General features: G+C 66.5%; 13 protein-coding genes and 1 tRNA gene. 12 read left to right on the plus strand and 2 right to left on the minus strand.

Features of this window, described 5'->3' with window-relative positions:
- Nucleotides 1–158 precede the first annotated feature (158 nt).
- Both ACSYDW_RS13110 and ACSYDW_RS13115 read left to right on the plus strand, forming a co-directional pair.
- Nucleotides 159–1496 carry an MFS transporter gene (locus ACSYDW_RS13110; protein ID WP_438339172.1) on the plus strand — a complete coding sequence of 446 codons (1338 nt, stop codon included), beginning with the start codon at nt 159–161 and terminating at the stop codon, nt 1494–1496.
- A gap of 64 nt (nt 1497–1560) precedes the next feature.
- The gene (locus ACSYDW_RS13115) at nt 1561–2592 is read left to right on the plus strand and encodes a malate dehydrogenase (protein ID WP_438339173.1); all 1032 of its coding nucleotides are present in this window, start codon (nt 1561–1563) and stop codon (nt 2590–2592) included.
- A gap of 68 nt (nt 2593–2660) precedes the next feature.
- Here ACSYDW_RS13115 and dcd read toward each other — a convergent pair whose 3' ends face one another.
- Nucleotides 2661–3242, minus strand: coding sequence for a dCTP deaminase (dcd, locus tag ACSYDW_RS13120; protein ID WP_438339174.1), 582 nt, complete (start codon nt 3240–3242; stop codon nt 2661–2663).
- A gap of 181 nt (nt 3243–3423) precedes the next feature.
- Here dcd and ACSYDW_RS13125 point away from each other — a divergent pair, with 181 nt between their 5' ends.
- Together ACSYDW_RS13125 and ACSYDW_RS13130 are read left to right on the plus strand one after the other, a co-directional pair.
- Complete coding sequence (locus ACSYDW_RS13125) at nt 3424–4257, plus strand: M15 family metallopeptidase (RefSeq protein WP_438339175.1); 834 nt, start codon at nt 3424–3426, stop codon at nt 4255–4257.
- Between the two features lie 176 nt (nt 4258–4433).
- Nucleotides 4434–5708, plus strand: coding sequence for an Nramp family divalent metal transporter (locus ACSYDW_RS13130; RefSeq protein WP_438339176.1), 1275 nt, complete (start codon nt 4434–4436; stop codon nt 5706–5708).
- A gap of 105 nt (nt 5709–5813) precedes the next feature.
- Here the strand turns inward: ACSYDW_RS13130 and ACSYDW_RS13135 are convergent, their stop codons facing one another.
- Nucleotides 5814–7520, minus strand: coding sequence for a fumarate hydratase (locus ACSYDW_RS13135; protein ID WP_438339177.1), 1707 nt, complete (start codon nt 7518–7520; stop codon nt 5814–5816).
- Nucleotides 7521–7631: 111 nt separating this feature from the next.
- Between ACSYDW_RS13135 and ACSYDW_RS13140 the strand changes: the two genes are divergently transcribed.
- The 8 genes from ACSYDW_RS13140 (at nt 7632) to ACSYDW_RS13175 (ending at nt 13647) form a co-directional block, all read left to right on the plus strand.
- Nucleotides 7632–8135, plus strand: coding sequence for an SseB family protein (locus ACSYDW_RS13140; RefSeq protein WP_438339178.1), 504 nt, complete (start codon nt 7632–7634; stop codon nt 8133–8135).
- Between the two features lie 53 nt (nt 8136–8188).
- On the plus strand, nt 8189–8671 hold the full coding sequence (locus tag ACSYDW_RS13145; RefSeq protein ID WP_438339179.1) for a cation:proton antiporter regulatory subunit: 483 nt from the start codon (nt 8189–8191) through the stop codon (nt 8669–8671).
- Between the two features lie 9 nt (nt 8672–8680).
- Nucleotides 8681–9889 carry a cation:proton antiporter gene (locus ACSYDW_RS13150; protein ID WP_438339180.1) on the plus strand — a complete coding sequence of 403 codons (1209 nt, stop codon included), beginning with the start codon at nt 8681–8683 and terminating at the stop codon, nt 9887–9889.
- Between the two features lie 66 nt (nt 9890–9955).
- A tRNA-Gly gene (locus tag ACSYDW_RS13155) sits at nt 9956–10026 on the plus strand.
- A gap of 113 nt (nt 10027–10139) precedes the next feature.
- Nucleotides 10140–11066 (plus strand): AEC family transporter, encoded by a 927-nt coding sequence (locus ACSYDW_RS13160; protein WP_438339181.1) that lies wholly within the window; start codon nt 10140–10142, stop codon nt 11064–11066.
- A 250-nt stretch (nt 11067–11316) separates the two neighbouring features.
- The gene (locus ACSYDW_RS13165; protein ID WP_438339182.1) at nt 11317–12147 is read left to right on the plus strand and encodes an amino acid ABC transporter substrate-binding protein; all 831 of its coding nucleotides are present in this window, start codon (nt 11317–11319) and stop codon (nt 12145–12147) included.
- A gap of 65 nt (nt 12148–12212) precedes the next feature.
- A complete protein-coding gene (locus ACSYDW_RS13170; RefSeq protein ID WP_438339183.1) occupies nt 12213–12878 on the plus strand; it encodes an amino acid ABC transporter permease in 666 nt (221 codons plus the stop codon).
- Nucleotides 12865–13647, plus strand: coding sequence for an amino acid ABC transporter ATP-binding protein (locus ACSYDW_RS13175; protein WP_438339184.1), 783 nt, complete (start codon nt 12865–12867; stop codon nt 13645–13647). The genes ACSYDW_RS13170 and ACSYDW_RS13175 overlap by 14 nt, the downstream gene beginning before the upstream one ends.
- Nucleotides 13648–13693: the final 46 nt, after the last annotated feature.

The following is a 13693-nucleotide window of genomic DNA, read 5'->3' on the forward strand; positions in this document are numbered from 1 at the left end:
CCTTGTCCTGACGCACCCGAACGCCCCATTTCAGGAGCGGGAATTATGCGGGCACCCGCGTTGTTAACCGGGGCCGGAGCGCACCATGGGCGACACGGTGCGCGCCATCGCGGTGCGGGGTTGGCCCCGCCCGGGCCGGCAGCGGCTACGATGCAGCCATGAGCGAGATTTCCGCAGGCACCCCGACACCGGCCGGCAAGGCCAGGGTCGTCAACAAAACCACGCTGGCATGGGCTTCCTGGGACTGGGGGTCGGCCGCCATCAACGCGGTGATGACGACGTTCGTCTTCACCGTCTACCTCACGAGCGAGTTCTTCGGCGACGAGGACGCCAACTCCGTGGTGCTGGGCAACGCCCTGGCACTGGCCGGGTTCGCCATCGCGCTGCTGGCCCCCGTGATGGGGCTGCGCTCGGATGCGGGCGGCCGTCGCCGCTTCTGGCTCGGGGTCAACACCGTGATCGTGGCGCTGCTGACCGCCGCCTGCTTTTTCGTCTTCCCCGAACCGCGTTTCCTGGTCCTGGGCGTCACCCTGATCGCCCTGGCCTCGGTCTTTGCGGAATTCGCCGGGGTCAACTACAACGCGATGCTGCCGCAGATCTCCACTCCCGCCACCATTGGCAAGGTCTCGGGATTCGGCTGGGGCATGGGCTACCTCGGCGGCATCGTGGCCCTGGCCATCGTCCTGTTCACGCTCGTCACCCCGGTCTTCCCATGGGCAGGCGCCTCGGAGGAGAACGCCCTGAACCTGCGGCTCGTCGCGCTCTTCTCGGCGGTGTGGTTCATGGGGTTCGGGCTGCCGGTACTTTTTGCCGTCCCCGAGATCCCCGGAACCGCCGGGGGGCCGCGCTTCACGGTGCTGCAGTCCTACAAGGAACTCTGGCGCCGTGTGGTGGCCTTGGCCCGCACCGACCGCCACACCGTGTACTTCCTGCTCTCCAGCGCCGTCTTCCGGGACGGGCTCGCTGCGGTCTTCACCTTCGGCGGTGTCATTGCCGCGGGCACCTTCGGCTTCCCGCTGACCCAGGTCATCATCTTTGCCATCGTCGGGAACGTCGTGGCTGCGGTCGGCGCCATGCTCGGCGGCTGGCTCGATGACAAGGTGGGCCCGAAGAACGTCATCGTCGCCTCATTGATCGGGCTGGTTGCCGCCGGCCTCGGCGTCTTCCTCTCCCCCGACGCCACGGGATTCTGGATCTTCGGCCTGATGCTCTGCCTCTTCGTGGGGCCCGCGCAATCCTCCAGCCGGGCCTTCCTGGCCCGCCTGGCGCCGGCAGGGCAGGAAGGTGAGCTGTTCGGGCTGTACGCCACCACCGGCCGCGCGGTGAGTTTCCTGGCCCCCGCGCTGTTCGCGACTTCCATTGCGCTGGCCAAGCCGTACGTCGAGGACGCACAGCGTTACGGGATCCTGGGCATCATCCTGGTTCTGTTGCTGGGTCTGGTCTTGCTCCTGCCGGTGCGTGCGCCGCGCCGGCTGGGCGTGGGGCAGCCGGTGTGAGCGAAGGCTTCCCGGCCGTGCGTCGCCTGCTGACAGCACCCGGCGGGCATGGTTCGATGGGAGCATGAGCGCACAGAACCCCGTGACAGTGACAGTGACCGGAGCCGGCGGCCAGATCGGCTACGCCCTGCTCTTCCGCATCGCCTCCGGCGCCATGCTGGGCCCGGACACCCCGGTGCGCCTGCGGCTGTTGGAGATACCGTCGGGACTCCGGGCCGCCGAGGGAACCGCCCTCGAGCTGCAGGACTGCGCCTTCGGTGCCTTGGACTCCGTGGAGGTCACCACCGACGTGTCGGCGGGGTTCGAAGGCACGAACATCGCCCTGCTGGTCGGGGCCCGGCCCCGCGGTCCCGGCATGGAACGAGGGGACCTGCTCGAGGCAAACGGCGCGATCTTCGCCCCGCAGGGTGCGGCGATCAATGCCCGGGCCGCCGACGACGTGAAGGTGCTGGTGGTTGGCAATCCGGCCAACACCAACGCGCTGATTGCCGCGGCACACGCACCCGATGTGCCGGCCGAACGGTTCACCGCGCTGACGCGCCTCGACCACAACCGGGCGTTGGGGCAGCTGGCCCTCGCACTCGGAGTTCGGGTCGGGGCGATCGGCAACGTCACCATCTGGGGCAACCACTCGGCCACGCAGGTTCCGGACATCGCCCACGGCACCGTCACGGGCCCCGACGGGACGGTGCGACCCCTGCCCGAGGCGCTCGCGGAGGTGCTCGGCAGCCCCGGTGCCGTCGAGTCCTGGCTGGCCGGAACATTCATCCCCCGGGTGGCCAAGCGCGGGGCCGAGATCATCCAGGTCAGGGGTTCTTCCTCTGCCGCGTCTGCGGCTGCCGCGGCGGTGGACCACGTGCGCGACTGGATGCTGGGCACCGGGGCATCGTGGACCTCGGCGGCCCGGGTCTCCGACGGTTCCTACGGCATCGACGAAGGCCTTGTCAGCTCTTTCCCGGTGCGCAGTGCCGGCGGGACGTGGCAGGTCGAGCAGGGCCTGGAGGTCTCCCCCGCGGTGCGGAAACGCATCGACGCGTCCGTCCGGGAGCTGCGCGAGGAAAGAGCCCTGGTCAAGAGCCTCGGGCTGCTCCCCTAGCCGGCCCCGCCGCCGTCATGAAACGCCGAAGGCCCGAACCCAACGGTCCGGGCCTTCGGTGGGGAAGGTCAGCTTTCCAGCGTCGTGCGGTGGAAGTTCAGGTGGCTGCGCGAGGCGGTAGGCCCGCGCTGGCCCTGGTAGCGGTTGCCGTAGGCGCCGGAACCGTAGGGGTGCTCTGCCGGGGAGGACAGTTTGAAGAAGCACAGCTGCCCGATCTTGGAGCCGGGCCAGAGCTTGATCGGCAGCGTCGCCATGTTGGAGAGTTCCAGGGTCACGTGCCCCGAGAAACCGGGGTCGATGAACCCGGCCGTGGAATGCGTCAGCAGGCCAAGGCGGCCCAGCGAGCTCTTGCCCTCGAGCCGCGCGGCGATGTCGGTGGGAAGCGTGACGGCCTCGTAGGTCGAGCCAAGCACGAATTCACCGGGGTGCAGGATGAACGGCTCGTCCGGTTCGACCTCCACGAGGCGGGTCAGCTCCGGCTGGTCGAGCGCCGGGTCGATGTGGGCGTACTTGTGGTTGTCGAAGAGCCGGAAGAACCGGTCGATCCTCACGTCGACACTCGCCGGCTGGACCATCGCCGGGTCAAAGGGGTCAAGCTTAATACGGTCGGCCGCGAGCTCGCGTCGAATATCACCATCAGAAATCAGCACAACACCCAAAATATCGCATGTACCGCCGCCAACGGGCATCGAGGTCGTGCCCCGGGCCCAGATGACCCGGCACGGGAATGCCTCCCTGCCCGTCCACCCGCTGCAGGAGCAGGGAATATCCAAGGTTCAGCGGTTATCCTGAGACTGTTCCTACTGGTGGTTCACTTCGTGAAAGGGCATCGTGTCTTCATTCCGTCCGGGCGTTCCCGCACTCCTGCTTGGCGCCAGCCTGCTGGTGTCCGGCATTGCCGTGGCCCCGGCCGCCATGGCCGCCCCAACAACCCCGTCGGTGGCAGCGGAGAAACGACCCACGAAACCCACCACCGACGAGCTCACCAAGGACCCCGCCTCGCTGCTCGTATTGGTCAACCGGGACAACGCCCTGAAACCGGCAAACTACAAGCCCGAGGACCTGCGCACCGTCGCGGGCAGCGATGCGCAACTGCGCGACGAGGCCGCCACTGCGCTGGAATCCTTGCTCAAGGACGCCCGCAAGGAGTCTTTGTCCATGACGGTCCTGAGCGCCTACCGCTCGTACGACCGGCAGGCCGACCTCTTCAACCAGTACAAGGCCCGCTACGGGCTCGATTTCGCGACACGCATTTCGGCTCCGGCGGGCACCAGCGAACACCAGCTCGGATTGGCAGCGGACTTGGGATCGCGCAACACCGCCTGCGACTTGAAGGCTTGTTTTGCCGACACCCCGGAGGGCAAGTGGCTGGCCAAGAACGCCGAGCGTTTCGGCTTCATCATTCGCTATCCCGAGGGCGGCGAAAAGGTCACTGGCTACAAGCACGAGTCCTGGCACCTGCGCTACCTGGGCATCGAACAGGCCAAGGCCATGAAGGCGTCGAAGGCCAAGACCTTCGAGGAATACCACGCCGGCCTGGTCAAGGCCTCCAAGGTGAAACCGCTGACCGCCCAGGAGATGAAGCAGCAGAGGGAATCACTGCTTGTCCTGCGTTTCCTTCCCCCCTACCGGGATTGGTCAATCGGCTACGACTTCGCCCGCTAGCCTCTCCCACCCAGGCCTCCAGGCCGCACCCACCCAGGCCTCCAGGCCGCACCCACTGAACCGCGGGCCACGGAATAATTCTGCAGCGCCCTCCCCCGCCATCGGTCATCCGAAATCGTAGGTAACATCTCGATCACGGTGTTTTAGGCGCGCCTAAAACACGCTACTCTTTAGCCATGCCTAAAAACCATGTCGGTGCCACCGTCGCCACCGAACCAGCCCGAGCCTTGACGGCGATTCCTTCCTCCAACCGATTGCTGTGGCTCCTGGGTCCCGCCCTGGTCGCGGGGGTCGCGTACCTGGATCCCGGCAACGTCGCGGCGAACATGAGCGCCGGCGCGCAATACGGCTACCTGCTGGTGTGGGTGGTACTCAGCGGCAACGTCATGGCCTGGCTGGTCCAGTACCTCTCGGCCAAGCTCGGGGTCGTCACGGGCAAGTCCCTCCCCGAGGCATTGCGCGACCGCTTCGGGACGCGCGTAGGGCGCATCGCCTACTGGCTGCAAGCCGAGGCCGTGGCCATGGCCACGGATATCGCGGAGGTCATCGGCGGGGCGGTGGCCCTGCATCTGCTCTTCAACCTGCCGCTGCTGCTCGGCGGGCTGATCACCGGTGTGATCTCCATGGGCTTGCTCCTGGTGCAGACCCGCAAGGGCCCCTGGGTCTTCGAACGCATCGTCATCTCGCTGCTCCTGATCATCGCCGTCGGGTTCTGCGCCGGCGTCGTGATTGCCCCGCCCGAGGCCCCCGACGTGCTCGGCGGCATGGTCCCGCGCTTCGCGGATGCCAATTCGGTCCTGCTTGCCGCATCCATCCTCGGGGCGACCATCATGCCGCACGCCATCTACGCCCACTCGTCGCTGGCCCGCGACAGGTTCGGCAAGCGGCCGGGCCAGTTCAACATCGCCCGCCTGCTGAAGGCGACGCGCTGGGACGTCTCGCTTGCCATGCTCATTGCCGGTTCCGTCAACGTCGCCATGCTGCTGCTGGCAGCGGTGAACCTTGCAGGGATCGAGGGAACCGACTCGCTCGAAGGCGCGCACGCCGCCCTGGAGACGGCACTCGGCCCGGTCATCGCCACCCTCTTCGCGGTGGGCCTGCTGGCCTCGGGCCTTGCCTCGACGGCCGTCGGCGCATATGCCGGGGCCGAGATCATGGACGGGCTGCTGCACCGGCGCATCTCGATCCTGGCCCGTCGCCTCATCACGCTGACCCCCGCGCTGGTCATCCTCGCCGCTGGCGTCGACCCGACGTTTGCGCTGATCCTGAGCCAGGTGGCACTCTCGTTCGGCATCCCGTTTGCGCTGGTGCCCTTGGTGAACCTCACTGCCCGCCGCAGCGTCATGGGCGACTACGCAAACCGGTGGTTCACCACTGCCGCCGGCATCCTGGTGTCGGTGCTGCTGATCGCGTTGAACGTGGTCCTGATCGTGCTGACCATCCAGGGCTAGCTTCTCCCCTCTGGGCATCGCCCGGATGCCGGCCGGGAACACGGAAGGGCAGATGCGACGGTGTCGCATCTGCCCTTCCGGCGTTTCACGGTGGGACGCTAGGTCCTACTTCGTGCGGATCGGCAAACCGGTGAAGGTCGGCTTCGAGGTTTCGGCGAAGAAGTCGTTGCCCTTGTCATCGACGACGATGAACGCCGGGAAGTCCTCGACCTCGATCTTCCAGATCGCTTCCATGCCGAGCTCTTCGTACTCGAGGATCTCAACCTTCTTGATGCAGTCGAGGGCCAGGCGCGCGGCCGGGCCGCCGATCGATCCCAGGTAGAAGCCGCCGTGGGTGTCGCAGGCGTCGGTGACGGCCTTGGAACGGTTTCCCTTGGCCAGCATCACCATGGAGCCACCGGCTGCCTGGAACTGGTCGACGTAGGAGTCCATGCGTCCGGCGGTGGTCGGGCCGAAGGAACCCGAGGCCATGCCTTCGGGGGTCTTGGCCGGTCCCGCGTAGTACACCGGGTGGTCCTTGAGGTACTGCGGCATGTCCTCGCCGGCGTCAAGGCGTTCCTTGATCTTGGCGTGCGCGATGTCGCGGGCGACCACCAGCGGGCCGGTCAGCGAAAGGCGGGACTTGACCGGGTGCTTGGTCAGCTCGGCCAGGATCTCCTCCATCGGCTTGTTAAGGTCGATCTTGACCACGGAGGATCCGCCGGTGCCGGACACGCCACTGGTTTCCTCGTCGTGTGCGGCGATGGCCGGGTGGTCGGATTCCGGCATGAAGCGGGCCGGGTCGGTTTCCAGCTGCTCCACGAACACGCCCTCGGGGGTGATCTTGGCCAGCATCTGGCGGTCGGCCGAGCAGGACACAGCGATGGCCACGGGCAGCGAGGCGCCGTGGCGCGGCAGGCGGACCACGCGCACGTCGTGGCAGAAGTACTTGCCGCCGAACTGCGCGCCGATGCCGAAGTTGCGGGTCAGCTCGAGGACCTGTTCCTCGAGCTCGGTGTCGCGGAAGCCGCGGCCGGTCATCGCACCGGTGGTCGGCAGGTTGTCCAGGTACTTGGCCGAACCGTACTTGGCGGTCTTCAGCGCGAACTCGGCACTGGTGCCACCGATGACGATCGAAAGGTGGTACGGCGGGCAGGCCGCGGTACCCAGCGAGCGCAGCTTCTCGTCGAGGAACTTCAGCATCGAATCCGGGTTCAGGATGGCCTTGGTTTCCTGGTACAGGAAGGACTTGTTGGCCGATCCGCCGCCCTTGGCCATGAAGAGGAACTTGTACTGGTTCTCGTGGCCCGGGGTGGTGTCCGCATAGAGCTCGATCTGTGCGGGCAGGTTGTTGCCGGTGGACTTTTCTTCCCACGTGGTCAGCGGGGCCAACTGCGAGTAGCGCAGGTTCAGCTGGGTGTAGGCGTCGTAGATGCCCTTGGACAGGTCCTTCTCGTCCGGGCCCTGGGTCAGCACCTGCGAACCCCGCTTGCCCATGACGATCGCGGTGCCGGTGTCCTGGCACATGGGCAGGATGCCGCCGGCGGCGATGTTGGCGTTCTTCAGCAGGTCGAGCGCGACGAACTTGTCGTTCGGGCTGGCTTCCTCGTCATCGAGGATGTTGCGCAGCTGCTGCAGGTGCGCCGGGCGCAGGTAGTGGGAGATGTCGTGAAGCGCGGTGGTGGCCAGCAGCTCCAGTGCTTCGGGGTCGACCTCGAGGTACGTCCGGCCGCCCGGGCCCTCGACGGTGCGTACACCCTCCGTGGAAATCTGGCGGTAGGTTGTCTCGTCCGGCCCGATGGGCAGGAGGTCTTCGTACTGGAATTCGGGCATGGGGGTTCCTCGCAAAAAATTCAGAATCGTATGCCCCTAGTTTAGGACGGTTGTCGCGCCAACCAGACATCGGGTTGCGCCGCCGGCCGCAAAGTGGACATGCTTGGTTGCATGAGTGAACAGAACGAGCAATCACAGACCCCCGCAAACGCGGATGCCGGCACGGATGAAATCCACGCGGTGTTCGGCAGCGACCCGAACCCCACAGGCGACGCCCCCGTCACTCACTTCGAAATGATGATCCGCGCCGGGCAGAACGACCCGGCCCTGAGCGGACAGGTCATCGCCTCCTTCATGAACTCCGAGGTGTACTTCCTCAGCCGCGAGGAAGTCACCGGAGCATCCACCAACGCACAGCCCATGCTGCTGCAGAACGCTGCAGGCCAGCCCGTCATCGCCCTCTTCACCCATCTGGCCCGCATTCCCGGCGCCTACATCGACGCCGCCCCCTACGGCGTCCAGGTCCTGGGGGCAACCATCGTGCGTTCGCTGATCGACACGGGCTTCGTGATCAACCCGGGCCACGAGCTCAGCTTCGAGATCGACGCCGAGGGCGTGAAGACCATCCGCGAGGACTTCAACCCCGACGGAACCCTGAAGGCCCAGCAGTCCTGATTCGTGACCCCGGCACCCGGTCAACCGTGGTGCCGGGGTACTAGAGTTGGATCATGAATTTCGAAGATACCTCGCTGCCCGGTCTCGGTGTCCGTCGCGAAATCACCCTCGCCTCGGGCCGCCGGGTAGGGGTAGTCATCCTGCGTGACGGAACCATGCAGTTGATCATTTCCCAGCGCGAGGACCCGGATGCGTGCGCCGCAGCCATCCCGCTGAGCGTGGACGAAGCGGGGGCCATCGGGGCCATGCTGGGTGCACCCCAGCTCGTCACCCAGCTCACCGACCAGCATCGCGACCTCCCCGGGGTCAACACCCAGCAATTCGTGGTCAGCCACGAAAGCCCCTACGTGAACCGGACCCTCGGCGACACCAACCTGCGCCGGCGCACCGGCGCCTCGGTCGTTGCGATATCCCGCAGCGGAAGCGTGTTCCCCTCCCCCGAACCCTCCTTCGAGCTCAATGCCGGCGACGTGCTCGTCATCGTCGGCACCTCCACCGGCCTCGACAGCGCCGCCCGCCTCATCAACGACGGATAGGCCGGGCCAATGGGGGAAACAACAATCATCCTGGTGGAGCTCGGAGCCGTGTTCCTGGGCCTTGGCCTTCTGGGGCGCATGGCAGCCAAGTTCGGGATGTCTCCGGTACCGCTCTACCTCCTGGGCGGCCTCATGTTCGGCCATGGCGGGTTGATCGACCTGGGCGGCATCTCCGAGTTCGGCGAGATCGCCAGCGAGATCGGCGTGATACTGCTGCTGCTGATGCTGGGGCTCGAATACACGGCCCGCGAACTTGTCACGGGGCTCAAAGGGTCGTGGTTCGCCGGGGTCGTGGACTTCCTCCTGAACTTCACCCCGGGCGCGGCACTGGCCCTGCTCATGGGGTGGGGCCCCACCGGGGCCCTGGTCCTGGGCGGCGTCACCTATGTCTCGTCTTCCGGGATCATCGCCAAGGTCCTCTCCGACCTGGGCCGGTTGGGCAACCGCGAAACACCGGTGGTCCTGTCCATCCTGGTCCTCGAGGACCTGGCCATGGCCATCTACCTGCCGGCGCTCACCGCCACTCTGGCCGGACTGAGCTTCCTGGGAGGGTTGCGCACAGTGGGCATCGCGCTGGCCGCGATCACGGTGGTGCTGCTGGCCGCGCTCCGGTTCGGCCCGCAGATTTCGCGGCTCATCCATTCCGCCGACCAGGAGAATTTCCTGCTGAAGCTCATCGGGGCCGCCCTGTTGGTCGCCGGGATCGCCTCGGCCCTCCAGGTGTCGGCGGCGGTCGGCGCCTTCCTTCTGGGCATCGCCATTTCCGGGTCCACGGCGAGTTCGGCCAGCAAGGTCCTCGAACCCCTGCGGGACCTCTTTGCCGCGATGTTCTTTGTGGTCTTCGGCCTGAACACGGACCCGACGACGATTCCGGCGGTCCTGCCCATGGCCATCGCCCTGGCGGTGGTCACTTCCGCGACAAAGGTCCTCACAGGAGTCTGGGCGGCCAAGCGCGCGGGCATCGGCGTGCCCGGCCGGCTGCGTGCCGGCGTTGCACTCATCGCCCGCGGCGAGTTCTCCATCGTCATTGCCGGCCTGGCCGTCGCATCCGGCGCTGTCTCAGGGGAACTTGCCGCACTGGCGACCGCGTACGTGCTGCTGCTGGCGGTCCTTGGACCGGTGGCAGCGCGCTTCGTGGAGCCGCTGAGCAGGCCCTTCCTGCGCAAGCGGATCCCGGCTGCCTCGACACGCCCCGACCCGCCGTTTGCCATCGATTAGGTTTTGGTGGCCCACTTTGGGATATGCTGTCTGTGCCCGGGCGGTCAATAGGCTTCTCGGCGCATCGCGGGCGTAGCTCAATGGTAGAGCGCCAGCTTCCCAAGCTGGACACGCGGGTTCGATTCCCGTCGCCCGCTCGTGATTGATGGGGACCCGGCCTGTGGCCGGGTCCCCATGCGTTAAGCCGGATACCCGGGAGACGGATTTCCCGCACCCCGCGTCCGGCACCAGCGGGAAGGTGCCTCGTTCCATGGTCGGTGTGCTCTCGGGTTTTGCCGTGGTCTGGACGGTGATCGCCGTTGGCTACCTGGTGGGGCGCACCGGGGTGCTCGGCCCCGACGCGCGGTACGTGCTCAACCGCCTGACGTTCTTCGTGGCCAGCCCCGCGCTGCTGTTCACCACGCTTGCCGATTCGGACCCCGTCGCCGTGCTGGGCCCGTACTTGGGGGTCGCGGCGATCTCGGCGACAGCGACAGCCGTGGCGTTCGTGCTGGCCACCCGCTGGTGGCTGCGCCGCGACCTCACCGAAACAACCATCGGGGCGATGAGCGCCTCCACGGTGAACTCGGCCAACCTGGGCCTGCCGATCGCCCTGTACGTGCTGGGCGACATCTCCTACGCGGCCCCGGTCATCCTGTGGCAGCTGGCCCTCTTCTCCCCCGTCTGCCTCGCGATCCTCGATGCAAGCACCTCGCGGCACCGAACCACTGCCCTGTCGATGCTGGCGCAGACGGCGAGGAACCCCATGATCGTGGGTTCGCTGGCAGGGCTGGCCTGCGCGCTGTTCGACGTGGAGCTTCCCCAGCCACTGGCCGACCCGATCGAGCTGATCGCCGGCGCCTCGATTCCGGCCATGCTCATCGCATTCGGGATTTCGCTTGTCGGTTCCAGGCCGCTGGAGGCATCCGGCGGCCGCAAGGCAGACACCATCGTTGCCACTATCCTGAAACTGGTGTTCCAGCCGGTCGCGGCCTGGGCCGCGGCACGGTGGATCTTCGGGCTCGAGGGAAACGACGTATTCATCGTCGTCGTCATGGCGGCGCTCCCCACGGCCCAGAACATCTTCGTCACGGCCTCGCGCTACGACCGCGGAGTGGTCCTGGCCAAGGACACGGTGCTGCTCACCACGATCGTGGCCGTTCCCGCCATGATGCTTGTCCCGCTGCTGCTCGCCTGAGATCACGTCACCGTCCCCCGGGCGTCCCGCAGGCGTCCGCGCCGGGACCGGCTTCGGGCAGGGTTGTCAATCTTCAGCGATTCTGCCGCGCCCGTCAAACATTTTCGACGCACTTCGGAACATAACTCTTATGCGGGCAGGGCCTCCGTGTTAGCGTCGCATCAAGGTTCGCATCGGCAGGCTTCCTGGTTCACAGGACGCGGCCGCCCGTGGTGCGGACATTTTGTTTTCGAAAGGACCGTACCGCCCCATGAAACGTCAATTCCTTGCGTTGATGTCCACCGCAGCGATCGCCGTGACGCTTACTGCCTGCGGAGGATCCTCCGAGCCATCCGCTACCTCCGCCGCCACCGGGACGGCGGGAACCGCCAGCGGCCTGACGCTGCAGCAGGTCAAGGACGCCGGGGTGCTGAAGATCGGCACCGAGGGCACCTACAAGCCCTTCTCCTTCCACGAGGGCGGAACCGGGCCGTTGACCGGCTTCGACGTGGAAATCGCCACGGCAGTTGCCGGCAAGCTCGGCGTCGAGGCGAAGTTCGAGGAAACCCAGTGGGACGGGATCTTCGCAGGCATGGAGGCCGGCCGCTTCGACGCCATCGCCAACCAGGTCTCGATGACCCCGGAACGCAAGGAGAAGTACCTCTTCTCCACCCCGTACACGGTGAGCACCGGCGTGATCGTGACCAAGGCGGACAACACCGACATCACGTCCTTCGAGGACCTCAAGGGCAAGACCACCGCCCAGTCGCTGACCAGCAACTGGAACCAGCTGGCCAAGGACTCCGGCGCAAACGTCGAGGCCGTCGAGGGCTGGGCCCAGGCCATCACGCTGCTCAAGCAGGGCCGGGTCGATGCGACGATCAACGACAAGCTGACCTACCTGGACTCGCAGAAGACCAAGAACGACGCGGGCATCAAGATCGCCGCCGAAACCACGGACAAGTCCGAGAGCGCCATCGCGTTCCGCCAGGGCAGCGAGGACCTGGTCAAGGCCGTCGACGGCGCCCTGGCCGACCTGGAGGCAGACGGCACCCTGGCGAAGATCTCCGAGAAGTACTTCGGGGCCGACGTCACCAAGTAGGCGTGTCCGTTGTTGATGCACATGTTGCCGCACGTGGTTTTCCGACCAGCTAGGGAGAACTGTCAATGAACGTCGACTGGAACCTCTTCCTCGATTCGCTCTGGCCCATCGTGCTGGGCGGCATCAAGGGGACCATCCCGCTGACCCTGGCCAGCTTCGTCATCGGGTTGGCCATCGCCCTGCTCATGGCCTTGATGCGCCTGAGCGGAAACCGCCTGGTCTCCTTCATCGCCAGGGCCTATATCTCGGCGATCCGAGGAACCCCGCTGCTGGTCCAGCTCTTCGTGATCTTCTACGGGCTGCCCAGCATCGGGGTGACCCTGAACCCGTGGCCCAGCGCCGTGATTGCGTTCTCCCTGAACATCGGCGGGTACGCGGCCGAGATCATTCGCGCCGCGATCCTTTCGGTCCCGCGCGGCCAGTGGGAGGCCGGATATACCATCGGGATGTCCCGGTCCACCACGCTGCGCAGGCTGATCCTCCCGCAGGCCGCGCGCGTCGCGGTGCCGCCGCTGTCCAACACCTTCATCTCCCTGGTCAAGGACACGTCGCTGGCCTCGCTGATCCTGGTGACAGAGCTCTTCCGCAAGGCCGAGGAAATCGCCGCTTTCAGCCAGGAGTTCATGCTGATCTACATCGAGGCCGCGCTGGTCTACTGGGTGTTCTGCCTGGTGCTCTCCACCGCCCAGTCGCGCTTGGAAGGAAGGCTCGACCGCTATGTCGCACACTAGACCACCGGCGGATGCCCCCGTGTTGCTGCGCGCCGAGGGCCTGCAGAAGAGCTTCGGCTCGAACCAGGTCCTCAAGTCCATCGACCTCGCCGTGCGCAAGGGAGAGGTGCTGGCGCTCATCGGCCCCTCCGGCTCCGGAAAGACCACGGTGCTGCGCTGCCTGAACGGGCTGGAAATCCCCGATGCGGGTTCCGTGTCGTTCGAGGGCGGACCCGCCGTCACCTTCGGCCCGGGAACCACGCAGAAACAGGCCCAGGTCCTGCGCACGCGCAGTGCCATGGTGTTCCAGACCTACAACCTGTTCCCGCACAAGACGGTGCTCGAGAACGTCATCGAGGGACCCGTCCAGGTCCAGAAGCGCAAGCGCGCCGAGGCGGTTGCCGAGGCAACGGAACTCCTGGCGCGCGTGGGGTTGGCCGACAAGCACGACCAGTACCCGCACCAGCTTTCGGGCGGTCAGCAACAGCGCGTGGGAATCGTCCGTGCCCTGGCGCTGAAACCCTCGCTGCTGCTCTTCGACGAGCCGACCTCGGCCCTGGACCCGGAGCTGGTGGGCGATGTCCTGAAAGTCATCAAGGAGCTCGCCGACGAAGGGTGGACCATGGTCATGGTGACCCACGAGCTGGCGTTCGCCCGCGAGGTGGCCGACGAGGTGGTCTTCATGGACCAGGGTGTTGTCGTCGAGCGCGGCCACCCGGACGTGGTCCTGCGTGCCCCGGAAAACGAGCGCACCCGGCAGTTCGTCCACCGCCTGCTCAACCCGTTCTAGGCAGGCGCCGACACGACAGAAGGGCCGGACAATGTCCGGCCCTTCT

The organism is Paeniglutamicibacter selenitireducens (assembly GCF_051550675.1).
In the GTDB taxonomy this organism is placed as follows: Bacteria; Actinomycetota; Actinomycetes; order Actinomycetales; family Micrococcaceae; genus Paeniglutamicibacter.